The 23,948-nt window shown below is 66.9% G+C and carries 20 protein-coding genes and 1 pseudogene; 15 read left to right on the top strand and 6 right to left on the bottom strand.

What is annotated here, in order from left to right; translation table 11 throughout:
• Positions 1–102: 102 nt before the first annotated feature.
• The 6 genes from accD to AS93_RS0108020 all read left to right on the top strand — a co-directional run bounded on the left by accD (position 103) and on the right by AS93_RS0108020 (position 6,398).
• Complete coding sequence (gene accD / locus AS93_RS0108045; protein ID WP_027590140.1) at positions 103–987, top strand: acetyl-CoA carboxylase, carboxyltransferase subunit beta; 885 nt, start codon at positions 103–105, stop codon at positions 985–987.
• Positions 984–2,261 (top strand): bifunctional tetrahydrofolate synthase/dihydrofolate synthase, encoded by a 1,278-nt coding sequence (gene folC / locus AS93_RS0108040; RefSeq protein ID WP_027590139.1) that lies wholly within the window; start codon positions 984–986, stop codon positions 2,259–2,261. The genes accD and folC overlap by 4 nt, the downstream gene beginning before the upstream one ends.
• Before the next feature lie 31 nt (positions 2,262–2,292).
• Entirely contained in the window at positions 2,293–2,898 is a 606-nt protein-coding gene (locus AS93_RS0108035) for an SPOR domain-containing protein (RefSeq protein WP_027590138.1), read from the top strand.
• Between the two features lie 85 nt (positions 2,899–2,983).
• Positions 2,984–3,517, top strand: coding sequence for a CvpA family protein (locus AS93_RS0108030; protein WP_027590137.1), 534 nt, complete (start codon positions 2,984–2,986; stop codon positions 3,515–3,517).
• A 97-nt stretch (positions 3,518–3,614) separates the two neighbouring features.
• Positions 3,615–5,120 carry an amidophosphoribosyltransferase gene (purF, locus tag AS93_RS0108025; protein ID WP_027590136.1) on the top strand — a complete coding sequence of 502 codons (1,506 nt, stop codon included), beginning with the start codon at positions 3,615–3,617 and terminating at the stop codon, positions 5,118–5,120.
• A gap of 66 nt (positions 5,121–5,186) precedes the next feature.
• Positions 5,187–6,398 carry an O-succinylhomoserine sulfhydrylase gene (locus AS93_RS0108020; RefSeq protein ID WP_027590135.1) on the top strand — a complete coding sequence of 404 codons (1,212 nt, stop codon included), beginning with the start codon at positions 5,187–5,189 and terminating at the stop codon, positions 6,396–6,398.
• 188 nt (positions 6,399–6,586) lie between these two features.
• On the opposite strand, the gene AS93_RS0108015 is transcribed toward AS93_RS0108020, so the two are convergent.
• Positions 6,587–7,756 carry an MFS transporter gene (locus AS93_RS0108015; RefSeq protein ID WP_027590134.1) on the bottom strand — a complete coding sequence of 390 codons (1,170 nt, stop codon included), beginning with the start codon at positions 7,754–7,756 and terminating at the stop codon, positions 6,587–6,589.
• Between the two features lie 165 nt (positions 7,757–7,921).
• Entirely contained in the window at positions 7,922–9,262 is a 1,341-nt protein-coding gene (locus tag AS93_RS0108010; RefSeq protein ID WP_027590133.1) for a 3-deoxy-7-phosphoheptulonate synthase class II, read from the bottom strand.
• Positions 9,263–9,449: 187 nt separating this feature from the next.
• On the opposite strand from AS93_RS0108010, the gene AS93_RS0108005 reads away from it, so the two are divergent.
• The 4 genes and pseudogenes from AS93_RS0108005 (at position 9,450) to AS93_RS0107990 (ending at position 15,027) form a co-directional block, all read left to right on the top strand.
• Positions 9,450–10,205, top strand: coding sequence for a spermidine synthase (locus AS93_RS0108005; protein WP_027590132.1), 756 nt, complete (start codon positions 9,450–9,452; stop codon positions 10,203–10,205).
• 157 nt (positions 10,206–10,362) lie between these two features.
• Positions 10,363–12,513, top strand: coding sequence for a methyl-accepting chemotaxis protein (locus AS93_RS0108000; protein ID WP_027590131.1), 2,151 nt, complete (start codon positions 10,363–10,365; stop codon positions 12,511–12,513).
• A 325-nt stretch (positions 12,514–12,838) separates the two neighbouring features.
• A pseudogene (locus AS93_RS0107995) lies at positions 12,839–14,544 on the top strand (DEAD/DEAH box helicase).
• 252 nt (positions 14,545–14,796) lie between these two features.
• On the top strand, positions 14,797–15,027 hold the full coding sequence (locus tag AS93_RS0107990; protein ID WP_027590129.1) for a hypothetical protein: 231 nt from the start codon (positions 14,797–14,799) through the stop codon (positions 15,025–15,027).
• On the opposite strand, the gene AS93_RS0107985 is transcribed toward AS93_RS0107990, so the two are convergent.
• The gene (locus tag AS93_RS0107985; protein WP_027590128.1) at positions 15,024–16,574 is read right to left on the bottom strand and encodes a sensor domain-containing diguanylate cyclase; all 1,551 of its coding nucleotides are present in this window, start codon (positions 16,572–16,574) and stop codon (positions 15,024–15,026) included. The two genes, AS93_RS0107990 and AS93_RS0107985, sit on opposite strands and share 4 nt — an antisense overlap.
• Before the next feature lie 115 nt (positions 16,575–16,689).
• On the bottom strand, positions 16,690–16,962 hold the full coding sequence (locus tag AS93_RS0107980; protein ID WP_027590127.1) for an HU family DNA-binding protein: 273 nt from the start codon (positions 16,960–16,962) through the stop codon (positions 16,690–16,692).
• A gap of 178 nt (positions 16,963–17,140) precedes the next feature.
• On the opposite strand from AS93_RS0107980, the gene earP reads away from it, so the two are divergent.
• From earP to rmuC, 5 genes are all read left to right on the top strand, one after another.
• The gene (gene earP / locus AS93_RS0107975; protein ID WP_027590126.1) at positions 17,141–18,274 is read left to right on the top strand and encodes an elongation factor P maturation arginine rhamnosyltransferase EarP; all 1,134 of its coding nucleotides are present in this window, start codon (positions 17,141–17,143) and stop codon (positions 18,272–18,274) included.
• Between the two features lie 101 nt (positions 18,275–18,375).
• A complete protein-coding gene (efp, locus tag AS93_RS0107970; RefSeq protein WP_027590125.1) occupies positions 18,376–18,942 on the top strand; it encodes an elongation factor P in 567 nt (188 codons plus the stop codon).
• 227 nt (positions 18,943–19,169) lie between these two features.
• Positions 19,170–19,412 (top strand): hypothetical protein, encoded by a 243-nt coding sequence (locus tag AS93_RS0107965; protein WP_027590124.1) that lies wholly within the window; start codon positions 19,170–19,172, stop codon positions 19,410–19,412.
• Between the two features lie 415 nt (positions 19,413–19,827).
• The gene (locus AS93_RS0107960; protein WP_081798249.1) at positions 19,828–20,139 is read left to right on the top strand and encodes a hypothetical protein; all 312 of its coding nucleotides are present in this window, start codon (positions 19,828–19,830) and stop codon (positions 20,137–20,139) included.
• A gap of 63 nt (positions 20,140–20,202) precedes the next feature.
• Complete coding sequence (rmuC, locus tag AS93_RS0107955) at positions 20,203–21,657, top strand: DNA recombination protein RmuC (RefSeq protein WP_027590122.1); 1,455 nt, start codon at positions 20,203–20,205, stop codon at positions 21,655–21,657.
• Here rmuC and AS93_RS0107950 read toward each other — a convergent pair.
• Positions 21,645–22,580: an alpha/beta fold hydrolase gene (locus tag AS93_RS0107950; RefSeq protein ID WP_051587390.1), complete on the bottom strand. Its 936-nt coding sequence runs from the start codon at positions 22,578–22,580 to the stop codon at positions 21,645–21,647. The two genes, rmuC and AS93_RS0107950, sit on opposite strands and share 13 nt — an antisense overlap.
• Positions 22,581–22,677: 97 nt before the next feature.
• On the bottom strand, positions 22,678–23,925 hold the full coding sequence (locus tag AS93_RS0107945) for an MgtC/SapB family protein (protein WP_027590120.1): 1,248 nt from the start codon (positions 23,923–23,925) through the stop codon (positions 22,678–22,680).
• Positions 23,926–23,948 lie beyond the last annotated feature (23 nt).

The following is a 23,948-nucleotide window of genomic DNA, read 5'->3' as shown; positions in this document are numbered from 1 at the left end:
GCAGTGCCGAGGCCCGGGGTGGACCTGGGCTGGCGCCGGCAAATACTGAGAATTCGCCCCAGGCGCCCGGCGCCTCGGGTATCGAAGCTGCGGAGAACAACGATGAGCAACTGGCTGGTAGACAAGCTGATCCCTTCGATCATGCGTTCCGAGGTTACGAAGAGCTCGGTTCCGGAAGGTCTGTGGCACAAGTGCCCCTCCTGCGATGCGGTGCTGTACAAGCCCGAGCTGGAAAAGAACCTGGACGTCTGCCCCAAGTGCGACCACCACATGCGCATCAATGCGCGCACCCGCCTGGACATGTTCCTGGATCCGGAAGGCCGCGAAGAGCTGGGCGTCGACCTGGAGCCGGTGGACCGTCTGAAGTTCCGCGACAGCAAGAAGTACAAGGACCGCCTGACCGCCGCCCAGCGCGACACCGGCGAGAAGGACGCCCTGGTGGCCATGCGTGGCCAGCTGCAAGGCATGCCGATCGTGGCGGCGGCGTTCGAGTTCTCCTTCATGGGTGGCTCCATGGGCTCGATCGTTGGTGAGCGCTTCGTGCGTGCCGCCAACGTGGCCCTGGAGCAGCGCATTCCCTTCGTCTGCTTCTCCGCCTCCGGTGGCGCGCGCATGCAGGAGGCCCTGATTTCCCTGATGCAGATGGCCAAGACTTCGGCGGCGCTGGCGCGCCTGCGCGAGGAAGGCATTCCGTTCATCTCGGTGCTGACCGATCCGGTCTACGGCGGCGTGTCCGCCAGCCTGGCCATGCTCGGCGACGTCATCGTCAGCGAGCCGCGCGCCCTGATCGGCTTCGCCGGCCCGCGCGTGATCGAACAGACCGTGCGCGAGAAGCTGCCGGAAGGCTTCCAGCGCGGCGAGTTCCTGCTGGCCCACGGTGCCATCGACCTGATCATCCCGCGCCATGAACTGCGCGCGCGCCTGGCGCGCCTGCTCGCCCAGTTCACTCACCAGCCGACCCCGGTGGAAGTGCCTCGCTACGCATGAAGACGCTTGCCGACTGGCTGAGCTACCTCGAACAGCTGCACCCCAGTGCCATCGACATGGGGCTGGAGCGTGCCGGCGAGGTAGCTCGGCGTCTGGGTCTGGGACGCCCCGCCTCGACGGTGATCACGGTCACCGGCACCAACGGCAAGGGCTCCACCTGTGCGTTGCTGGCTTCGCTGCTGCACGCGCAGGGGCACCGCGTAGGTGTGTACAGTTCGCCGCACCTGCTGCGTTACAACGAGCGGGTGCGCATCAATGGTCAGGACGCCGGCGATGCCGACCTCTGCGCCGCCTTCGAGGCAGTGGAGCAGGCACGTGGCGAGATTTCCCTGACCTACTTCGAGATGGGCACGCTGGCCGCCTTCTGGCTGTTCGAGCGTGCGGCGCTGGACTTCGCCGTGCTCGAGGTGGGCTTGGGCGGCCGCCTGGATGCCGTCAACCTGGTGGATGCCGACCTGGCGCTGGTGACCAGCATCGCCGTTGATCACAGCGAATGGCTGGGTAACACCCGCGAATCGGTGGCCGTCGAGAAGGCGGGCATCTTTCGCGCCGGCAAACCTGCCCTGTGCGGGGACCCCCAGCCTCCGGCCGTGCTTGAGCAGCGTGCGCACGCCCTGGGTGCACCTTTCTGGCTGCGCGGCCGCGATTTCGACCTGAGCATTCGAGCCAGCGACTGGGAGTGGCGGGGCAGGGACGCACGGGGTGCAGCCCTGACACTGCAGGAGATTCCCCTGTTGAGCCTGCCGATGCAGAACGCCGCGCTGGCGCTGCAGGCCTACGCATTGCTCGATCAGCCGTGGCAGCCGGAGCGCCTGAAGCAGGCGCTGCGCGAAGCGCGTGTCACTGGTCGCATGGATCGCCGTGCGCTTCGCTATCAGGGGCGAAGCGTGTCGCTGCTGCTGGATGTCGGCCATAATCCCCACGCCGCCGCCTATCTGGCCGAGCGGCTGGAGCGTTGCAACGGTCGCCGCCTGGCCGTGTTCGGCTTGCTGGCCGACAAGGACCTGGAGGGTGTGCTGGACCCGCTGCTCGCCAAGGTCGACCACTGGGCCGTGGCCGATCTGCCCACGGTGCGTACCCGCAGCGGCGCTGCGCTGGCGGCTGCGCTGCAGGCCCGTGGTGCGCAGGCCGCCAGTTACCCTTCGATCGCCGCGGCGCTGGATGCCCAGTGCGGCCAGGCGGGTGAGGACGACGAGGTGCTGGTGTTCGGATCGTTCTACTGCGTGGCCGAAGCCCTGGAATGGCTTGGCCAGGCTCGACGCGAAGATGCCTGATCGCGCTTCGCGCTGAACCGAGGAGTGTGAGATGGCTTTGCTGGACCGGGGACTCAAGCAACGAATCGTGGGTGCGCTGGTGCTGGTGGCGCTGGCGGTGATCTTCCTGCCCATGTTGCTGACCCGCGAGGACGAGCTGCGGCATGTGCGCGTCGAGGCCCCGCCCATGCCGTCGATGCCCGCGCTGCCTGACATCCGCACTGCGCCGGTCGCCGTTCCCGACCCGCTGCCGGACGAGCCGGTACCGGCGGCGCCTTCCGCTCCCATCGGTTCTCTGCCGCTGCCTGAGCCGGCTGCCTCCGACCAGCGGCAGGCTGTCCCAAAGCCGGTGACGCCCTCCGCCGATCCGGCGCCAGCCGCACGCAAGGCGCCCGAAGCGCGTCTGGATGCTAACAACCTGCCGGTGACCTGGAGTGTGCAGTTGGCCAGCCTGAGCAACCGCGCCAATGCCCTGGCCCTGCAGAAAACCCTGCGTGAACAGGGCTACAACGCCTATGTGCGCACCTTCGAGGGCAAGAACCGGGTGTTTGTCGGCCCAGTCATCGAGCGCGCCGAGGCTACCCGGTTGCGCGATCAGTTGCGCCGCCAGCACAAGCTGGATGGCATCGTGGTGCGCTTCCAGCCCGAGCGTGGCTGAAGTTCATTGCCCAAGGGCGCGGCTTACCGCTGGCCAACAGCTCTGTTAAAATGCGCGCCCCTTTTCCTCGCTGGCCTGTATCACCGTGTCGTTCTCCTGGGTCGATTGGGCAATCATCGCCATCATCCTTGTCTCCGGACTGATCAGTCTCAAGCGCGGCTTCGTCAGAGAAGCCTTGTCCCTGGTCATCTGGATTGTCGCCGGTGCCGTTGCCTGGCTGTTCGGCGGCGCGTTGGCCGAGCACCTTGGCGATTTCATCGAAACGCCGTCGGCGCGCATCATCGCTGCCTGCGGCATCCTGTTCGTGGCCACGCTGCTGGTCGGTGCGCTGATCAGTTTCCTGCTCGGCGAGCTGGTGCGCGCCACGGGCCTGACGGGGACCGATCGCCTGCTGGGCATGGTTTTCGGTGTGGCCCGCGGCGCCCTGCTGGTGGTGGTTCTGGTCGGCCTGTTGAGCCTGGCGCCGGTGCAGCAGGACAGTTGGTGGCGAGAGTCGTCCCTGGTGCCGCATTTCCTGATGGTGGCGGACTGGTCCAAGAACCTGATCCTCAACAATGTCGGTCAGTGGATGATCGAAGGTTCAGCCGCCGCGCAGCAGTTCGGCGCGGCTGGTCGATAGGGCCCTCTTCCGTTTCGCGCGACTGCGGCGAGGCGGGAATGGACCCCAGAACGGGAGCTCCGGCTCCCTCCATGATTCATGAGTGAGGTTGCGTCACATGTGTGGCATCGTCGGTATCGTCGGCAAGTCGAACGTCAATCAGGCGCTGTATGACGCGCTTACCGTGCTCCAGCACCGCGGTCAGGATGCCGCCGGCATCGTGACCTGCGAGAACGGTCACCTGCACATGCGCAAGGAAAACGGCCTGGTGCGCGACGTGTTCCGTCAGCGCCACATGCAGGAGCTGGTGGGCGACATCGGCATCGGTCATGTCCGCTACCCGACCGCCGGCAGCTCCAGCTCCGCCGAGGCGCAGCCGTTCTATGTGAACTCGCCGTATGGCATCACCCTGGCGCACAACGGCAACCTCACCAACGTGGAACAGTTGGCCGAAGAAATCTACGCCGCTGACCTGCGCCACGTGAACACCAACTCCGACTCCGAAGTGCTGCTCAACGTGTTCGCCCACGAGCTGGCCCGTCGCGGCAAGCTGCGCCCCAGCGAAGAGGACATCTTCGCCGCCGTCGCCAAGGTGCATGAGCGCTGCCGGGGTGGTTATGCCGTGGTGGCCATGGTCACCGGCTACGGCCTGGTGGGCTTCCGCGACCCGAATGGCATTCGCCCGATCGTTTTCGGCCAGCGTCACACCGACGAAGGCGTCGAGTACATGATCGCCTCGGAAAGCGTTGCCCTGGATGTGCTCGGCTTCTCGCTGATCCGCGACCTGGCGCCAGGCGAAGCGGTGTTCATCACCGAGGACGGCAAGCTGTTCACCCGCCAGTGCGCGCAGAATCCGCGCCTTACCCCGTGCATCTTCGAATACGTCTACCTGGCGCGTTCCGACTCCATCATGGACGGCGTGTCGGTGTACAAGGCCCGCCTGCGCATGGGTGAGAAGCTGGCCGAGAAGATCCGCCGCGAGCGCCCGGACCACGACATCGACGTGATCATCCCGATTCCCGATACCAGCCGTACCTCCGCGCTGGAGCTGGCCAACCACCTGGGAGTGAAGTTCCGCGAAGGGTTCGTGAAGAACCGCTATATCGGCCGGACCTTCATCATGCCCGGCCAGGCGGCGCGCAAGAAGTCGGTGCGCCAGAAGCTCAACGCCATCGACCTGGAATTCCGCGGCAAGAACGTGATGCTGGTGGATGACTCCATCGTGCGCGGCACCACCTGCAAGCAGATCATTCAGATGGCCCGCGACGCCGGCGCCAAGAAGGTCTACTTTTGCTCGGCGGCGCCGGAAGTGCGCTACCCGAATGTCTACGGCATCGACATGCCCAGCGCCCACGAGCTGATTGCTCACAATCGCACTGCCGAACAGGTGGCCGAGCTGATCGGCGCCGACTGGCTGGTCTACCAGGATCTGGCAGACCTCAAGGACGCCGTCGGCGGCGGCAAGGTGAAGATCGACGAGTTCGACTGCGCAGTGTTCGATGGCAAGTACGTCACCGGCGACGTGGACGAGGCCTACCTGCAGCGGATTGATCAGGCGCGCAACGACCTGAGCAAGAGCAAGCAGAACGCTGTCAACGCGATCATCGACCTGTACAACAACTGATCTGACGCACCCGGGCGGCGGCGCAGTCGCCGTGCCGAATGCGCCGCAACCCCAAGGTGTAAAGCAATGTTGAATGAATGGGATGCCGGCCGGCTGGACAGTGATCTGAGCGAGGCCGGGGCGGATACCCTGGCCGTGCGCGCCGGCCAGTACCGCAGCCCCGAGGCGGAGCACAGCGAAGCGCTGTTCCTGTCCTCCAGCTATGTGTTCCGCAGTGCGGCCGATGCCGCTGCGCGCTTCGCCGGCGAGCAGCCCGGCAACGTCTACTCCCGCTATACCAACCCCACGGTGCGCACTTTCGAGGAGCGCATTGCCGCAATGGAAGGGGCCGAGCAGGCGGTCGCCACCGCTTCCGGTATGGCCGCCATCCTCGCCATGGTGATGAGCCTGTGCAGCGCCGGCGACCATGTGCTGGTGTCGCGCAGCGTGTTCGGTTCGACCATCAGCCTGTTCGACAAGTACTTCAAGCGCTTCGGTGTGGAGGTGGACTACCCGCCGCTGGCCGACCTGGACGCCTGGGCGGCGGCCTGCAAGCCCAACACCAAGCTGTTCATCGTCGAATCGCCGTCCAACCCGCTGGCCGAGCTGGTGGATATCGCCGCGCTGGCCCAGGTGGCCCACGCCCACGGCGCGCTGCTGGCGGTGGACAACTGCTTCTGCACGCCGGTGCTGCAGAAGCCGCTGGCGCTGGGTGCCGATATCGTCATCCATTCGGCCACCAAGTACATCGACGGCCAGGGCCGTTGCCTGGGCGGCGTGGTGGCCGGTCCGGCCAAGCTGATGCAGGAGGTGGTCGGCTTCCTGCGTACCGCCGGCCCGACGCTAAGTCCGTTCAACGCCTGGTTGTTCATCAAGGGCCTGGAAACCCTCAAGGTGCGTATGCAGGCCCACTGCGCAAGCGCGCAGGCCATCGCCGAATGGCTGGAGCAGCAGCCCCAGGTTGAACGCGTCTACTACGCCGGCCTGCCCAGCCACCCGCAGCATGAGCTGGCCAAGCGACAGCAAAGCGGCTTCGGCGCGGTGGTGAGCTTCGAGGTGAAGGGCGGCAAGGCGAATGCCTGGAAGGTGATCGATGCCACCCGCATGATCTCCATCACCACCAACCTGGGCGACACCAAGACCACCATTGCCCACCCGGCCAGCACGTCCCACGGCCGCCTCAGCCCCGAAGCGCGCGCCGCCGCCGGAATCAGCGACAGCCTGATCCGTGTCGCGGTTGGCCTGGAGGACGTGGACGACATCCGCAACGACCTGGCTCGCGGTCTGGCGTTGATCTGAGGTGGTGCACGAGGCCGGCTTGACGCCGGCCGACTGCGGCTGAGGGCGTGCCGCTCCGGTAGGGTGGACAACGTTTTCCTTGTCCACCACCGCGCCGGCACGGCGCGTCTCGCGGCCTCGCACCGCGTCGGCGGATCAATGAAACCTGCTCCCGGGGGCTGCAGCCGCGAAGCGCGTAGGCGCAGGACTCAGCCTCGGGCGCCCTGCAGCAGCCGAACCCCCATCCCCAGACCGATCACTGCAAACAGCGCGGATACGCCGAACAGGCCTGCCAGGCCGCTCAACGGCACCAGCAGCCCCATCAGCGGGCCGGCCAGTCCCAGGGCCAGATCGAAGAACAGCGCAAAGGCGCCCAGCGCCGAGCTGCGGCTGGAGGCTGGCACCTGCTGGATGACTTCCACTGCCAGCGCTGGATACAGAAGCGACAGGCCCAGGCCGGTCAGGGCCGCGCCGGCAAAGACCAGTACCGGCCCAGGCGCCAGCCAGATCAGCAGCAGTCCGAGCAGCTCCACGCCCAGACAGGCCAGCGCTACCCGGTAACCACCCCAGCGGCCGATGCTGCCTGAGAACACCAGGCGCGCGCCAATGAAGGCGGCGCCGAAGGCGCTCAGCGCATAGCCGGCGCCGTCCCAGCCGCGGCTGGTGAAGTACAACGCCACGAAGGTCGACAGGGTGCCGTAGCCAAGCGTGCCGAGCGCCAGGGTCAGGCCGCCGGGCAGCACCCGGCCGAACACGCGACGAAAGGGCAGGCGGGCTTCGCTGCTGACCGGCAGGGTCGCCTGTCGGCGGATCAGCAGCAGGCCGCCGAGCGCCAGTGCCAGGGTCACCGCGCCGAGGCTCCCGACGCCGAAGCGTTCGGCCAAGGCCATGCCCAGTGGGGCGCCGATGGCGATGGCGCCGTAGACAGCGACGCCGTTCCAGGAAATCACCCGGGCGGTGTGCTCCACCCCGGCGCGGGCGATGGCCCAGCTCAGCGCGCCGGTACCCATCAGTCCCTGGGCGGCGCCCAGCAAAACCCGCCCCAGCAACAGGGCGCCCAGCGTCACGATGGGCAGGTTGTCCAGGCTGATCGCCAGCCACGTCAGCAGACCGCTCAGCGCGCAGGCCAGCAGGCCGTAGGTCACCGCGCGGCGCGAGCCCAGCCGGTCACACAGGCTGCTGGTCAGCGGCCGGGCGAGCAGGGTGGTGAGGTACTGGGCGCTGATCACCAGGCCGGCCACAGCCGAGCTGTAGCCGAGGCTGTCGTGTACATAGCCGGGTAGCACCGCCAGCGGCAGGCCGGTGCAGAAATAGATCAGGGCCGTGAAGACGATCAGGGCGAGAACTTGCGCGGGATCGCGCAATCGGACTGCGCTCATGGGGGCTGCACGCTGTGGCTGGGACGAACTGCCGCATGATGCGGCAGGTGGCGCCGAGAAAGGAAGCAGCCTAATGAAATTCTCGGTGATCGGCTGATCGCGACACCGACCGTAGAGTGGTCAACGCAACGCGTTGGCCACCGTTGGCGGCCGGAGACTCCACTATTACCCCAGCCCCTTCAGGCTCTCGGCGATCATGAACGCCAGCTCCAGCGACTGGTCGGCGTTCAGGCGCGGGTCGCAGTGGGTGTGGTAGCGATCCGACAGGCTGTCCGCGGTGACCGGTCGGCAGCCGCCGATGCACTCGGTGACGTTCTGGCCGGTCATCTCGATATGGATGCCGCCCGGGTAGCTGCCTTCGGCGCGGTGCACGGCGAAGAATTCGCGCACTTCCTGCAACACGCTGGCGAAGTCCCGCGTCTTGTAGGCGCCGGCCTTGATGGTATTGCCGTGCATCGGATCGGAACTCCACAGCACCAGGCGCCCCTCTTCGGTGATGGCGCGGATCAGGCGAGGCAGGTGCTGCTCGACCTTGCCAGCGCCCATGCGCACGATCAGGTTGAGGCGGCCCGGATCGTTCTCCGGGTTGAGGGTGTCGATCAGCCGCAGCAGCTCGTCGGGCTGGGTGCTCGGGCCAATCTTCACGCCGATCGGGTTGCCGACCCCGCGCAGGAATTCCACATGCGCGCCGTCCGGCTGGCGGGTGCGGTCGCCGATCCACAGCATGTGCGCCGAGCAGTCGTACCAGTCGCCGGTCAGGCTGTCGCGGCGCACGAAGGCCTGCTCGTAATTGAGCAGCAGCGCCTCGTGGGCGGTGAAGAAGCTGGCCTCGCGCAGCTGTGGCACACCATCCAGACCGCAGGCGCGCATGAACGCCAGCGCTTCATCGAGGCGACCTGCCAACTGCTGGTACTTCTCGGCCAGTGCCGAGTTGGCGATGAAGTCCAGGTTCCACTGGTGCACCTGATGGACGTCGGCGAATCCACCCTGGGCGAAGGCGCGCAGCAGGTTGAGGGTGGCGGTGGACTGGTTGTAGGCCTGGACCAGCCGCTCCGGGTCGGGCGCGCGGCTACGGCTGTCGAATTCGATGCCGTTGACGATGTCTCCGCGGTAGGCGGGCAGGGTGACCCCGCCCTGGGTTTCCTCCCCCGAGGAACGCGGCTTGGCGAACTGGCCGGCCATGCGGCCGACTTTCACCACCGGGCAGCCGGCGGCGAAGGTCATGACGATGGCCATCTGCAGCAGCACCTTGAAGGTGTCGCGGATCTTCGCGGCGGAGAATTCCGCGAAGCTTTCGGCGCAGTCACCGCCCTGCAACAGGAAGGCGCGGCCCTGGGTGACCTCGGCGAACTGGCGGCGCAGCTCGCGTGCCTCGCCGGCGAACACCAGCGGCGGATAGCCGGCCAGGGTGTTTTCCACACGGGCCAGATGGGCGGCGTCGGGGTAGACGGGTTGCTGCTGGATGGGCTTGCTCCTCCAGCTCTCGGGGGACCAGGGTTGCGACATCGATGCTCTCTTGGCGGATTGAAAAGGACGCCGCCTATGCTACTCCAATGCCGATGGCGCTCCGATGAAGGCTTGTGATTGTGTTTCCCGCGCGCTTTGGCAAGCATAGGCGCCCCTTCGGCCGCCCTGGCCGGTTGCAAGCAGGTTGTATGACGCGATGAGTAGTGAACAGACGCCGCTGTCGGGTGTGCCGGATGTGCAGGAAGAACGGCTGCTGGCCGAGGTGCGCGACGCCTATGGCGTGATCCGCGTGGTGGAAATGGGCGACTACCGCTTCCTGGAGTTCGGCGATCAGGTGGAGCAGAGCTGCGTGTTCACCGCCGATCCGGCCTGGCTGGAATACGACTACACCCGCGCCATGCTGCTCGGCGCCCTGGCCCACTCGGCGCCGGAATCCGCGCTGTTTCTCGGCCTCGGGGCAGGCACGCTGACCCAGGCCTGCCTGAAGTTCCTGTCGCTGGACGATGTCGAAGTCATTGAGCTGCGCCCGGATGTGCCGCGTCTGGCCATGGAGTTCCTCGGCCTGGACGATGATCCGCGCCTGACCATCCGCGTCGGCGACGCACTGGAGCTGCTCGACAGCGCCGAACGGCCGGACCTGCTGTTCGTCGACCTCTATACCGACCTGGGCCCCGGCCCGGGCCATCTGGCCTGGAAATTCCTCGAAGCCTGCCAGGCCAAGCTCAATCCGGGTGGCTGGCTGATCATCAACCAGTGGGCCACCGATGATGGCAAGCCGCTGGGCGCTGCGCTGCTGCGCGGGCTGTTCCATCACCATTACTGGGAATGTCCGGTGAAGGAGGGCAATGTCGCCCTGCTGGTGCCCTCCGATCTGGAGCAGACGCTGGATCTTGATGCGTTGCGTGAGCGCGCCCAGGCCCTGCAGCCGCGCCTGGGTTACAGCCTGGAATCGTTGATCGAGGCGATCCGCCCCGCCAGTTGATGTGCACGGTAATGGCGCATTGATATTGGGTCTCTCGCTCTCTGCGCCCTGAAACGGTGCGGAATTTGCCGTAAACGGGCGATTTTGGGGCTTTGCAGCTGGTCCGGGAATTGCTCTGCACCGAAGGTTACCGCTGTCGGTCGCAAGGAATTCCCCGATGTCCCATTCGAGTGCACACATGAATCTGTCGGCCGCCGAGCGCGGCTGGTTGCCCTGGTTCGGCAAGACCGGCCGCCTGGCCATGGGCTGGGCCTGCTGGCTGAATCGCGGACTGGCGGCGGAACTGGAGCAGACGTTCGAGGGCATCGCCCAGACGCGCATGAAGAAGCTCCAGCAGTGGACGGAAGCGCACTGGACGCGTCTCGGCGAACTGGCGCAGGGCGTGGGGGCGGACTGGCCAACGCCCGACGCGCAGCGCCTGCGGGAGGAGCTGCGGCAGTTGCCGGACTGCTCGGAGCTGTTCGTGGTGGACGCCGCCGGCCGGGTGCTGGCTTCCAGCAGCGAGGCGCGCCAGGGCCAGACGGACATCTCCCCGCGCGCCCTCGCCGAAGGCCTGAAGAAGCCGTTCCTGCTCGGCCCGTACCGCGATCCCTGGACCGAGCGCCTGGGCGCCAGCAGCTCCCGGTTCCACGACGCCGTTACGCTGATGTTCTTCCAGCCGGTCCAGGTCGAGGGCCAGGGTCTCGGCTGCCTGTGCGCGCGGGTGCCCAACGATGTGCTGGGCGATCTGATTCAGCGCGAAGCCGGGCATGTCTACCCGGACTCCGGCGACAACTACCTGTTCATGGTGGAGTCGCGGTTCGATCCGGCGATCACCGCCGGCACCGCGCTGTCGCGCTCGCGGTTCGAGGATGACACCTTCAGCCTCGGCGAGAACCTCAAGGGTGGCGTGCACACCGCCTGGGGCACGGTGCGCGTGCAGCGCCACACTGAGCTGGAGCTGCGCTTCACCGATCCGGCCAGCGGCGAGCTGCATCCCGGTGTGCGCGAAACCATCGCCCGTGGACAGAACCTGTTCGTCAGCTATCCGGGCTACTCGGACTACCGGCACATCCCGGTGATCGGCAAGGGCGTCACCTTCCAGCTACCCGGTTCGCCGGACCGCTGGGGCATGATGTGCGAGGCCGACTTGGAGGAAGTCTACCGGCGTCGCTCGCTGGCCTACGGGCTGATGAAGACCTACCTGGCCACCGTGCTGACGCTGTTCGGCCTGCGCGTCGGCCTGCAGCACCTCGGCGGGCTCTCCGGCTGGGCGCTGGATGCCGTGGATTTCGGCCTGCTGGTGCTGGGCGCCTGCGCCTTCGCCGCGTTCGGACCGAACCGCCTGGCCGCGCGCCTGCGGCGCATGACTGGTGTGGTGCGCACCATCGCCGAGGGCGGCGGCAACCTCAGCCAGCGTCTTGACCGGGCCCAGCTGGGCAGCGACGAAAGCGGCGAGATGGGCCGCTGGATCAACAGCCTGATCGACAGCCTGGACAACCTGGTGGGGCAGGTCATCGAGGTTTCCGCCCAGGTGCGCGACACCAACGCGCGCATGCTGGAGCGCAGCGGTGAGGCGGCTGGCACCAGTCGCGAGGTCAACGAGGAGATCCACCGACTGCTGCTGCTGGTCGAGGAGCAGCTGGGCGAGATCCAGCAGGCGGCCAGCACGGCCGGCGAGATGAAGAGCGCCATGGACCAGGTGGTGGCCAGCGCCCGCGAGCGCTTCGAGCAGGTGCGCAGCGGCACCCGCTCGATCCGCGACGTGATGGAGCGTTCCGCCCTCGGCGTGCAGCGCCTGGACAGCCGCATGGCGGAGATCGACGGCATCGTCGGGCTGATCGCCGACATCACCGCGCAGACCAACCTGCTGGCCCTCAACGCGGCCATCGAGGCGGCGCGCGCCGGCGAGCACGGGCGCGGCTTCGCCGTGGTGGCCGGTGAGGTACGCACCCTGGCGCAGCGCACCGCCCAGGCCGCCGAGAACATCGGTACCCTGGTCGAAAGCCTGCAGGCTGAAACACGGCGCGAAGTGCAGAGCATGGAAGCCGGGGTCAAGGACGTCGATGCGCGCCTGCAGCACAGCGAGACAGAGGGCGCCGAGAATAGCGAGCTGCACGCGCGGGTGCAGCGCATGTTCGAAATCATCCAGCAGTTGAACCAGCGCAGCCTGCACTACGGGCAGACCATCCGCGGCGTGGAACAGGCCGCCGGCGACATGGGGCAGACCCTGGACGGGCTGGCCGGCAGCGCGGAGCGGGTGCGGCATACCGCCAATCGCCTGCAGCGACTGGTCGGCCAGTTCCGGGTCAGTAAACGGGGCGCCTAGGCAGCGGTACCGGCCCCTCTGGGGTTGGACTGCTCGCACCCGGCACTGCGGGGCGGGGGATCGCCGGCCGTACCAGGTTGCGTCCCGGGTGGCGCCCGTCAAAGGGCGTCACGTCCGTCAAAAAAAACGCGCAGAGGCGCCAGGTTTCCGGTATAGTGCGCGCCGGTCGCAATTGCGGCTCCGATCAGGTTCCACGAAGCATCGCTTCGCTGCAGGTCCGCTCCGCGGCCTACCTTCGTCGTTTCATTCATTCACATCGCAACTCCTCGCCGCCAGGCTGCCAGGGTGACCCACAAGGTCGATCACGGCATGCGCAGTCTTGCTCATGGGTGTTTGCGAATGCAAAGAGGCAACCCCATGACTCAGGAAACCGGCGGCTTCGCCGCGCTCGGTATTCATCCCGCCGTTCTCTCCGCCATCGTCGCGGCCGGCTACGAAGAACCGTCCCCCATTCAGGCCCAGGCCATCCCGGTCATCCTGGAAGGCCACGACATGATCGGCCAGGCGCAGACCGGCACCGGCAAGACCGCTGCCTTCTGCCTGCCGATGCTGTCCAGGATTGACCCGGCCCGCCGCGAGCCCCAGGCGCTGATCCTGGCGCCGACCCGCGAACTGGCCCTGCAGGTGGCTACCGCCTGCGAAACCTACTCCAAGCAGATGCCGGGTGTCGGCGTGGTCGCCGTCTACGGTGGCGCGCCCATGGGTCCGCAGCTCAAGGCGCTGCGCCAGGGCGCGCAGATCATCGTCGCCACGCCCGGTCGTCTCGTCGATCACCTGAGCCGCAACGACCAACTGCTGTCGACCATCGGCTTCCTGGTGCTGGACGAAGCCGACGAGATGCTCAAGCTCGGCTTCATGGACGACCTGGAAGTGATCTTCCAGGCCATGCCGGCCAGCCGCCAGAGCGTGCTGTTCTCCGCGACCCTGCCGCATTCGATCCGCGCCATCGCCGAGAAGCACCTGCGCGAGCCGCAGCACATCAAGATCGCCGCCAAGACCCAGACTGTGGCCCGCATCGAGCAGGCCCACGTGATGGTGCACGCTGACCAGAAGGTCGCCGCGGTGTGCCGTCTGCTGGAAGTGGAAGACTTCGATGCGCTGATCGGCTTCGTGCGCACCAAGCAGGCCACCCTGGACCTGGCCGCCGCGCTGGAAGCAAAGGGTTACAAGGCCGCTGCGCTGAACGGCGACATCGCCCAGGCACAGCGCGAAAAGGTCATCGAGTCGCTGAAGAACGGCACCCTGGACATCGTGATCGCCACCGACGTGGCTGCCCGCGGTATCGACGTGCCGCGCATCACCCACGTGCTCAACGTGGACATGCCCTACGATCCGGAATCCTACGTGCACCGCATCGGCCGTACCGGCCGCGCCGGTCGCGAGGGTCGCGCGCTGCTGCTGGTTACCCCGCGCGAGCGCCGCATGCTGCAGGTCATCGAGCGCGTCACCGGCCAGAAGGTTGCCGAGGCGCACCTGCCGGGCCCGCAACAGGTGCTGGATGCGCGCATTCGCAAGCTCACCGAGACCCTGCGTCCGCTGCTGGCCGAGGCCGAAGGCACCCATGGCGCACTGTTCGATCGCCTGCTGACCGATCTGGACTGCACCCCGCATGCCCTGGCCGCCGCACTGCTGCGCAAGGCCACCAACGGCCAGTCGCTGAGCCTGGCCGATCTGGAGCGCGAGCAGCCGCTGGTGCCGGGCCCGACCCGCGAGCGTCGCGAGCGTGATAGCAGCGCCCGCAGCGAATACCGCGAGCGTGGCGAGCGTCGCGCCCCGGCGCCGATCGCCGAAGGCCGTGCCCGTTGCCGCGCTGCCCTGGGTACCCGCGACGGTATCGCCGCGAAGAACCTGCTGGGCGCGATCCTCAACGAAGGCGGCCTGGCCCGCGAAGCTATCGGCCGCATCCAGATCCGCGAAACCTTCAGCCTGATCGAGCTGCCGGAAGAGGGCCTCGACCGTCTGCTCGGCAAGCTCAAGGACACCCGCGTCGCCGGCAAGGCCCTCAAGCTGCGCCGCTACCGCGAGGATTGATCCTCCGTCGCTTCACCCGAAACCCCGCCTAGGCGGGGTTTCTTTTTGGGGCGGAGGAAATGACTAAAGACCATGAATTTATTGTGACTGTTCCGGACGGACGGTAGACTCGCGGCCTGTGATCCTGTTCACGAGTTTTTTCGACAGACGGATGAGTGCCCGCACACGCCGCCTGGACGGGGCTTGTTCCAGGCACGTCTATTTCGAGTGCCATGGCCTGATGGCCGTGGCAGCACCAAGAGCGGTTGATAAATGAGCAGTGCAGAAAGGCAGTCGCACGACACCCCGGCGCAGAAGCGCCCGTCCCGATCCCACAAGGCCGAGCCCACCCTGCGCGCCAGCGCGCTGTTCGCGCTGCGGGTCTACAACAGCCATATCCTGGAAGGTCTGCTCGACGAGCACATTCGCGCCGTCATGCACGCGCGCACCGAAGAACAGATCCGCGAAGTGATCGCCCTGGCGGACGGCCTGCTGCGCCGCTAACCGGGCGCCAGCTCCACGCGGTTGCGTCCCTGCTCCTTGGCGCGGTACAGCGCCTCGTCCGCAGCCTTGAGCACCTTCTCGGGGAAGCTGTTGGTCTGCGGGTAGTGCGCCACCCCGAAGGAGAGCGTCACCGGGCGTCCGGCGGTCGTGACGCTTTCCTCCATCAGGCGGCGCAGCCGCTCGGCGACCCGGGCGGCATCCTCCAGCTCAGTGTCCGGCAGCAGCATCATGAATTCCTCGCCACCGCTGCGGCACAGCACGTCGCTGGCCCGCGCCACCTTGCGCATCTGGCTGGCCAGGAACTGCAGCGTGCGGTCGCCCGCGTCGTGGCCGAACTGGTCGTTGACCTGCTTGAAGTGGTCGATGTCCATCAGTACCACGGCGAAGGGGCGGGCATCGTTCTCCCATTCCTCGAGGGACAGTTGGGCGCCGCGCCGGTTGACCAGCCCGGTCAGCGGGTCGGTGATCGAATCCAGGTTCAGCTTGCCGATCTTGCGGTTGAGCAGCTCCAGGCCGGCAAGGATCGAACGCTTGAGTTGCGCCGCCTCGTAGTACCACGACCTCACCTTGCGAACTTCCTGGGCCGCCAGCAGCCCGTCCGGCTGTTGCACGCTCCTGGCCAGCTGGCGCAGGGGGCGGGAAATGATCCAGGACAGCCACCAGATCACCAGCATGGTGACCAGCAGCACCGGCGTGACGAAGCCCGCCACTTCCCAGGCCAGGCTTTTCAGTTCTGCCAGGGTGACCTGCAAGGGGCGCTGGGTCACCACGCCCCAGCCCGCCCCCTGCACGGTGGCGTAGCCGGCCAGGACCTCCTCGCCCTTCTCGCTGAGCAGTCGCAGGCTGCCGCTGCGACCTTCTCGCACCGCCTGGGTGATTTCGCTTTCGTCCAGCTGCTGGCCGATCCAATGCGGGTCGTCGTGGTAGAGGACATGCCGGTCCGGGGAGAACGCGTAAAGGTAGGAGCCGTCGCGATGGTAATGCTCGCCCAGCAGCTTGTTGAGCACGCTGGGTTCGCGCAGGTAGATGGAGCCGCCCAGGTAGCCGAGGAAGGTCCCCTGGTCGTCGAACAGCGGCTGGGCAAGCGCCACCACCAGGCGTCCCCGGGCGGTAATGAACGGTCGCGAGACCAGCGGCTCACGACGCAACAGGATTTCTTCCGAGCCGGCGCTGATGCGATCCGCGATGCGCTGTGGGTCATGAGGGGAGAAGGCCCGCAGGCGCCCGTCGGCATTCACCAGGTAGACCGAGTTGAAGGTATCGAGCTGCACGCGCAGGCGTTCCAGCTCAGCGTCGATGAACGCCGGGTCGTCCAGTCGGGAGCGCAGCAGGTTGGCGCTGTAGGTCAGGCGTTGCTGCGAGGAGTAGAGGAAGTCTTCGGCCAGCTCCGCCAGTTTCACGGCGTAGATGCGATTGGTTTCCAGGGTTTGCTCGATCAGCAGGCGGCGTTGCAGCTGATAACCGGAATACAGCAGGAAGCCTTGCACCAGCAGCGTGGCGCAGATGCTCAGCAGGAGAATCAGACGGCGCAGATCGAGCGTTGGCATGGCGGCGTTCAAGGGCCAGGGTCTTCCGGCAGTCTGGCACGCCGCGCCTTGTCGGGCCCGGCGCACGGGCAGGAGAAGCGGGTGCCGCCCCGGGTGGACTCGGGGCGGCGGAAGATCAGTTCACGGCGTCGCGCAGGCCCTTGCCCGGCTTGAAGCCCGGCAGGCGCGCGGCGGCGATCTGCAGGGTGGCGCCGGTCTGCGGATTGCGACCTTCGCGGGCCGCGCGCTCCTTCACGGCGAATGTGCCGAAGCCGACCAGCGAAACGCTGTCACCGTCGCGCAGGGCGCTGGTGATGGTTTCGGTCAGCGCATCCAGAGCACGGGCGGCGGTGGATTTCGGCAGATCGGCGGAGGCCGCGATGGCCTCGATCAGTTCGGCTTTGTTCATGAGGGGACTCCAGTGAGAAGGGTGGCCAGTATACGCAAGCTCGGATCGACAAGGATGCGACCTGTTCGACTCGGACCGGTTCGCTTTGTTCTGGCGGGCGGAAGGCGGCCTCGCTGCGGTATCCTGCGCGCCTGATGGTAATGCCGGCCGGGGTCGGCGTGGCACGGGCGGGAGACATATGGCGCGCAGCTGGGACGTTTTTTGTGCGGTAGTCGACAACTTCGGCGATATCGGGGTGACCTGGCGCCTGGCGCGCCAGCTGGTGGCCGAGCACCACCAGCAGGTACGCCTGTGGGTCGATGACCTGGATGCCTTCGCGCGCCTTTGTCCGCAAGCCGATGTACGGGCCTCGCGGCAGACCCAGGCCGGGGTGGAGATCCGCCACTGGGAGGCGCAGTGGGAATCGGTCGAGCCCTCCGATGTGGTGGTCGAGGCCTTTGCCTGCCGGCTGCCGGCGGATTTCGAGGTGGCCATGGCGCGTCGCGCGGTGCCGCCGCTGTGGCTGAACCTGGAATACCTGAGTGCCGAAGGCTGGGTGGCGGGTTGTCACCGGCTGCCATCGCTGCAACCCAACGGCCTGTCCAAGTACTTCTTCTTTCCAGGCTTCGATGCCGACACCGGCGGGCTATTGCGCGAACGCGAGCTGCTGGCGCGGCGGCGCGCCTTCCAGGCCGACCCGTTGGCGCGGCGCGCCTTCCTGCAGGGCCTGGGCATCGACGTCGCGGCGAACCAGCGGCTGGTTTCGCTGTTCAGCTACGAGCAACCGGCGCTGGGCGACTGGTTGCAGCCGTTGGTCGACCAGCAGCCGCCCACGCGTTTGCTGGTGCCGGAGGGCAGGGTGCTGCCCGACCTCAAGGCCTGGCTGGGGGTCGACGCGCTGCGTGCGGGCGACTGCGTCACCCGGGGCCGCTTGACCGTGCAGGTCCTGCCATTCGTCTCCCAGGCGGCCTACGACACACTGCTCTGGTGCTGCGACCTCAACGGGGTGCGCGGCGAGGACTCCTTTGTCCGTGCGCAGTGGGCCGGTGAGCCGCTGATCTGGCACATCTACCCACAGGACGATGAGGCGCACATGCACAAGTTGGAAGCCTTCCTGGACCGCTTTTGCGTCGGCCTGGAGCCAGGACTGGCCGATGACCTTCGGGGCGTCTGGCGGGCCTGGAACCGTGCCGAGGCCCCCGGCCCGGCCTGGTCCGCCCTGCTGGCGCAGTTGCCCGCGCTACGGGCGCACGCCGAACGCTGGTGCGGGGCCCTGGCCGAGCAGGACGATCTCGCCAGTCAGCTGGTGGCCTTCGCCGCGAGGCAGGGCTGAGGAACGGTTGCGCAAAGCGAGCGGCGGCAGGTTACTCGCGGGCGGGAAATTGGCTATCATACGCGGCCTCTTTTTTGTCACTCATCCCAACGGATATCCGTATGAAAACCGCACAAGAATTCCGCGCCGGTCAGGTAGCCAACATCAACGGCCAGCCCTGGGTCATCCAGAAGGCCGAGTTCAACAAGTCCGGCCGTAACTCTGCGGTCGTCAAGATGAAGCTGAAGAACCTGCTCACCGGCGCTGGCACCGAAACCGTGTTCAAGGCCGATGACAAGCTGGAGCCGATCATCCTTGAGCGCAAGGAAGTGACCTACTCCTACTTCGCCGATCCGCTGTACGTGTTCATGGACAGCGACTTCAACCAGTACGAGATCGAGAAGGACGACCTGGAAGGCGTCATGGCCTTCATCGAAGACGGCATGACCGACGTCTGCGAAGCCGTGTTCTACGGTGAGAAGGTCATCTCCGTCGAACTGCCGACCACCATCGTCCGCCAGATCGCCTACACCGAGCCGGCCGTGCGCGGTGACACCTCCGGCAAGGTGATGAAGACCGCTCGCCTGAACAACGGTGCCGAGCTGCAGGTTTCCGCCTTCTGCGAAATCGGCGACTCCATCGAAATCGATACCCGTACCGGCGAATACAAGTCCCGCGTCAAGGCCTGATTCCCCTGGTGTGGCAGAAAGCCCCCGTCACCGGCCGGTGACGGGGGCTTTTCATTTGCGCTGGATCACTTTCTGGCCATGCGCCATCCTGCCTTCCGTCGGGTGGACGTCAACCGACAGGGTGCTTTTGTGATGCCACTCTCTGTTCCCGCACATGCACGCGACGCGCCGTCGCAGGGGCTGTCTACGCTTCTGGCACGTCACACGGAGCAATCAAGGAGGGAGGTATGCGGTGCTTACCCGAAGAAGCCGAGCGGCAGGCCATCAATGCCCTGCTCGATTGGCTGAAGGCCAGGCGGCGAGTCGCCGGCGGCATGGACCTGGCGCTGGCGGAGGCTGTGCTGGATGAGGCGGCGGTACGGATCGTTCTGTCCGGTGCCCGGCGTCTGCCACGCGAACATGTGGAGGCCATGGGGCTCGGCCTGGGCATGCCGGTGCGGCGCTGCCCGCCACGTCTGAGAGTGGTCTAGTGCAGGCCAGGGCAGCGCGGATAACCGGCGGTCATGCCGACGAAATGCGCTTCAGCTGGCCCGGCTCCTGCCTCTTCTGCGAGAACTTGTTCACATTGCGCCCGGGCTTCCGTCGAAACAGCTGGGGAACCCGGTCACACCCTGGTAATCGCCAGGTTTATCAGCGATTGAAGCGTAACTTATTGAAAAATAAGGCTTTTATTTTTGGCTAAAAAATAGCCAATCTGTCTTCGGGCCTTTATCCACGGCCGTTTGCGCGCGTTGTTCGCAAACTTCCCCACAATGTTATCCACAGAAACTGTGGATGGCTTGTCTGCGGCTGTCTGGAACAAGCCCAACGCATTCTGACAAGTCTTTACCCACCGGGAAAAAGGAGTAGAGTGCGCGCCTCGTTCAAGGTACCCCCGATCACGCAATGAAGTTCCTGTCCGTTTCTACGCCCGCACCGCGCGCACTCCTGTCCCTGCGAGTGGCTGGCTGGTTGTTGGATAATCCGCGCCTGCGACGGGCCGCGATGGCGCAACGACTGGCTGGCCAGTTGCTCAAGCAGCCGGCGCGCCGGGGCGTGGTGGAAGCCCAGAGCCGTCTGGGCCTGCTGCTGTGTCAGCATTGCGGCAGCCATCGGGACCGGCGCATCGGCCAGGAGTTCCTCCGCCAGGCCGCGCGAGCGGGCGACCCACGCGCCCAGCAGGCCCTGACCGGCGAAGCGGCTTCCTTCCTGTCCTGATTCCGTCCCTCTCCCGGATGGCCGATATACTGGCCGCCTCGTTGCTCAACCCCGGGAGCTCCCATGCCCTTGCATCCTCTGTCCCTGCTGGTCGGCCTGCTGCTTGCCGGTGTGCCGCTGCTCGGCCTGGCCTGGCACCTTCAGCGTCGCCTCGGTGAAGCGCGCAGCCAGGCGATGCTCCTGGAGGAGCGCGCCACCACCGCGCAGCTGGCCCAGGACCTGCTCAACGGCCAGCTGCGCGAATGCCGCGACGAGCTTGGCGAACTGCAGCAGCACAATGCCGCGCAGCAGGCCGAACTGGCCGCCCAGCGCCGCGAGCGGGAACTGCTGGTGCAGGAGCAGCACGCCTGGAAAGCGGAGCGCGAGCGCCAGGAGGTTACGCTGCGCCAGCTGGTGGGCGAACGGGCGGGACTCGAGGCCGAGCTGCGCGAGCAGCAGCAGGCCCACCAGCAGCGTCTCCTCGACCTGCAGGCCGCCCGCGACACCCTGAAAGCGCAGTTCGCCGAACTGGCCGGCAGCATCTTCGCCGAGCGCGAGCAGCGCTTCGCGGAGAACAGCCAGCAGCGCCTCGGCCAGCTGCTCGAGCCCCTCAAGGAGCGCATCCAGGCGTTCGAGAAGCGGGTCGAGGACAGCTACCAGCAGGAAGCCCGCGAACGGTTCTCGCTGGCCAAGGAACTGCAGCGCCTGCAGCAGCTCAACCAGCGCCTGGGCGAAGAGGCCAACAACCTGACCCGCGCCCTCGAGGGCCAGAAGAACCAGGGCAGCTGGGGCGAACTGGTGCTGGAACGCGTGCTCGAGCACGCCGGCTTGGCCAAGGGCCGCGAGTACCACACCCAGGTCAGCCTGCAGAGCCCGGACGGCCAGCGCTTCCAGCCCGACGTGCTGATCCAGCTGCCGGGCGACAAGCAGGTAGTGGTAGACGCCAAGGTCAGCCTGACGGCCTACCAGGCCATGCTCGCCGCCGAGAACGACAACGTGCGCGAGCTGGCACTCAAGCGCCACGTGCAATCGCTGCGTGGGCATCTGAAGGGTCTCTCGCTCAAGGACTACCAGCGGCTTGAGGGCCTGCACAGCCTGGATTTCGTGCTGCTGTTCGTGCCCATCGAGGCGGCCTTCGCCGCCGCGCTACAGGCCGATCCGGGGCTGTTCCAGGAGGCCTTCGAGCAGCACATCGTGATTGTCAGCCCGACCACGCTGCTCGCCACCCTGCGGGTGATCGACAGCCTCTGGCGCCAGGAGCGGCAGAGCCAGAACGCCCGCGAGATCGCCGAGCGCGCCGGCGCGCTGTACGACAAGTTCGTCGCCTTCGTGCAGGACCTGGATGAAATCGGCACGCGCCTGCAGCAGCTCGACAAGGCCTACGCCAGTGCACGCAACAAGCTGGTGGACGGGCGCGGCAACCTGATCGGCCGGGTGGAAAACCTCAAGCTGCTCGGTGCGCGGGCCAGCAAGAGCCTGCCCAACGAGCTGCTGGAACGCGCCGCCGGTCTGCCGGCGCTGGAAGATCAGGACGACTGACCGGCCTTCTCCACGTCGGCAACGAAGTCGCGCAGGCGGTCGGCCAGCTCCCCAGGCTGGGCCAGCAACTGCCAGTGTCCTGCCGGAGTGTCGCGCCTCATCAGCCGGGGCACCCAGCGTTGCAGGCCTTCGAACAGCTGCGGGCGGACGAAGCGATCGCGCAACGGCACGATCAGTTGCACGGCCACTGGGGTGTGGCGTGCACGGGGCCTGCACAGGCGTGGCATGAAGTTGGCCCGGTACAACGCCACCCCGTGCAGGCCATCGGCACGCTGGCTGGGATTGGGCGGCACGTCGCGCAGCCCTTCCAGACGCTGCAGCAGCCAGGGCCAGGCCCGATCCAGGCCCAGCCGCCAGCACAGCTCTGGCAGCAGCGGCAGATGGAAGAAGCCGATGTACCAGGAGCTGAGCCATTGTCCGCCCACCTGCCGCCAGGCACCGGCGCGCTTCTCGGCCAGGCGTTCGCGCATCCAGTGGCCGACGTGGTCGAGGCATGGGCCGGACACGCTCGTATAGGACGCCAGCAGGGGTTGGAGACGCGGTTCGGTGACCGCTTCCCAGCACTGGATCGAGCCCCAGTCGTGACCCACCAGGTGCACCGGGCGCTCCGGACTGGTGGCGCGAATTACCGCCTCCAGATCCTTGGCCAGCCGCTCCAGGCGGTACGCCCGCAAGCGCCTCGGCTTCTGCGAAGCGCCAAAGCCCCGCACGTCGTAGGCAATGATCTGGAAGTCGTCGGCCAGTGCATCGACCAGCGGCAGCCAGATGGCGTGGTTGTCCGGATAACCGTGCACCAGCAGCAGGACAGGGCCGTCGGCACGCCCCCAGCGGTAGGTCGCCAGATGCACGCCATCACCCGTCACCACCCGGTGGCGGATTGGCTGGCGTAGTGTGGGTGCACACGGAATGTTGCCGTCTGACATGCGGATCTCCTGCCGGTTTCCGCACAGTCTCGACGTCCGGCCGCCAGGTGCCCACCGATCGGAGGGTGGGAAGCAGGCAGTTCCGGCCAGGGGCGCCCTATACCAGCAGCACCACCGCACCGGCCAGCAGGCCGGCGAAGATGAAGGGCAGCGTGCGCACGGCCAAGGCGCGGCCGCCAATGGCGACGATCAGCCCGGCCTTCACCAGGCTGTTGCTCAGCGCGGCGAGGAAAATGCCCTGAACGGCGATCTGATTGCCCAGTTCGCCCTGGGCGTTGCGGGCCAGCGACAGGGTGATGGCGTCCACATCGGCCAGGCCTGACACCAGGGCCACCAGGTAGACGCCCACGTCGCCCATCAGGCGTCGTCCGGCCTCCACCAGGAACAGAATCAGCGCCAGCAGCAGGGCGAAACGCAGCGCCGGGGCCAGCTCGAAGGGGTTGCTCAACGGCGCCTCGCTTTCCGCGGCGGCCGGCTCGTGGGGACGGAAGAACCACCAGAGCGCCCCTAGCAGATAGAAGGCACAGGCGACCAGCAGCGGGGCCATCAGGCTGGGCAGCAGGGTGCGGTTGATCACCCCCACCTCCAGCAGCACGCGGGGGAACATCAGCGCCGAGGTTGCCAGCAGGCCGGTGGCCAGCAGGTTGTGCAGGCTGGTCTTGTCACGCAGTCGCGACAGGCTGATGGTCATCGCCGTGGAGGACACCAGACTGCCGAGCAGCGCGGTGATCAGCAGGCCGTGGCGGGTGCCGACCAACCGCACCGCCACATAGGCGGCGAAGCCGATACCGGCGATCAGCACCACCATCCACCAAATGCTGTAGGGGTTGAACACCTCCCAGGGACCGTAGCCCTGGTTGGGCAGGGTCGGCAGCAGCACCAGGGAAATGAACAGCAGTTTCAGCGCGCCGCTCAGCTCCAGCGCGGAGAGCTTCTGCAACGCGGCATGCAGCTGGTCCTTGAGGCTCAGCAGCAACGCCACGATCACCGCGCAGCCGGCCGCCAGCATGCGCTGGTCGCTGAGCGCCAGGCTGCCGAGCAGGAAGGTCAGCAGCAGGGCGATCTCACTGGTCATGCCCAGGTCGCCCCGTCGCAGGTCGCCGAAGTAACTGACCAGCACCAGGGCGCCGAACACCGCCAGCACGGCGATCCAGGCGCCGACGCCGAATGGCTGGCTGAGCAGCGCGGCGAGCCCGCCCAGCAGGCCGACCAGCCCGTAGGTGCGGATGCCGGCCGCCAGTTGGCCGTCGGACACGCCGCGGCTGCGCCAGCCGCGCTCGATGCCGATCAGCAAGCCGATGGCCAGGGCGGTGACGAGATCCAGCAGTAACGGGGGCATGTTCATGGCAGAAAGCGTATCCGGTGATC

Source organism: Pseudomonas sp. RL (genome assembly GCF_000647775.1).
Lineage (GTDB): Bacteria > Pseudomonadota > Gammaproteobacteria > Pseudomonadales > Pseudomonadaceae > Serpens > Serpens flexibilis.
The sequence above is the reverse complement of the archived record's forward strand: the minus strand, read 5'-3'. Positions and strand labels throughout refer to the sequence as shown.

Excerpts from the sequence above, each read along its gene's own strand:
- AS93_RS0108010 (WP_027590133.1), bottom strand. The coding sequence starts at position 9,262 with ATGTCGCAACCCTGGTCCCCCGAGAGCTGGAGGAGCAAGCCCATCCAG.
- AS93_RS0107980 (WP_027590127.1), bottom strand. The coding sequence starts at position 16,962 with ATGAACAAAGCCGAACTGATCGAGGCCATCGCGGCCTCCGCCGATCTG.
- AS93_RS0108015 (WP_027590134.1), bottom strand. The coding sequence starts at position 7,756 with ATGAGCGCAGTCCGATTGCGCGATCCCGCGCAAGTTCTCGCCCTGATC.
- AS93_RS0107950 (WP_051587390.1), bottom strand. The coding sequence starts at position 22,580 with ATGTCAGACGGCAACATTCCGTGTGCACCCACACTACGCCAGCCAATC.
- AS93_RS0107965 (WP_027590124.1), top strand. The coding sequence starts at position 19,170 with ATGCGGTGCTTACCCGAAGAAGCCGAGCGGCAGGCCATCAATGCCCTG.
- AS93_RS0107945 (WP_027590120.1), bottom strand. The coding sequence starts at position 23,925 with ATGAACATGCCCCCGTTACTGCTGGATCTCGTCACCGCCCTGGCCATC.
- efp (WP_027590125.1), top strand. The coding sequence starts at position 18,376 with ATGAAAACCGCACAAGAATTCCGCGCCGGTCAGGTAGCCAACATCAAC.
- AS93_RS0108000 (WP_027590131.1), top strand. The coding sequence starts at position 10,363 with ATGTCCCATTCGAGTGCACACATGAATCTGTCGGCCGCCGAGCGCGGC.
- accD (WP_027590140.1), top strand. The coding sequence starts at position 103 with ATGAGCAACTGGCTGGTAGACAAGCTGATCCCTTCGATCATGCGTTCC.
- AS93_RS0107960 (WP_081798249.1), top strand. The coding sequence starts at position 19,828 with ATGAAGTTCCTGTCCGTTTCTACGCCCGCACCGCGCGCACTCCTGTCC.
- AS93_RS0107990 (WP_027590129.1), top strand. The coding sequence starts at position 14,797 with ATGAGCAGTGCAGAAAGGCAGTCGCACGACACCCCGGCGCAGAAGCGC.
- purF (WP_027590136.1), top strand. The coding sequence starts at position 3,615 with ATGTGTGGCATCGTCGGTATCGTCGGCAAGTCGAACGTCAATCAGGCG.
- earP (WP_027590126.1), top strand. The coding sequence starts at position 17,141 with ATGGCGCGCAGCTGGGACGTTTTTTGTGCGGTAGTCGACAACTTCGGC.
- AS93_RS0107985 (WP_027590128.1), bottom strand. The coding sequence starts at position 16,574 with ATGCCAACGCTCGATCTGCGCCGTCTGATTCTCCTGCTGAGCATCTGC.
- rmuC (WP_027590122.1), top strand. The coding sequence starts at position 20,203 with ATGCCCTTGCATCCTCTGTCCCTGCTGGTCGGCCTGCTGCTTGCCGGT.
- AS93_RS0108035 (WP_027590138.1), top strand. The coding sequence starts at position 2,293 with ATGGCTTTGCTGGACCGGGGACTCAAGCAACGAATCGTGGGTGCGCTG.
- AS93_RS0108020 (WP_027590135.1), top strand. The coding sequence starts at position 5,187 with ATGTTGAATGAATGGGATGCCGGCCGGCTGGACAGTGATCTGAGCGAG.
- folC (WP_027590139.1), top strand. The coding sequence starts at position 984 with ATGAAGACGCTTGCCGACTGGCTGAGCTACCTCGAACAGCTGCACCCC.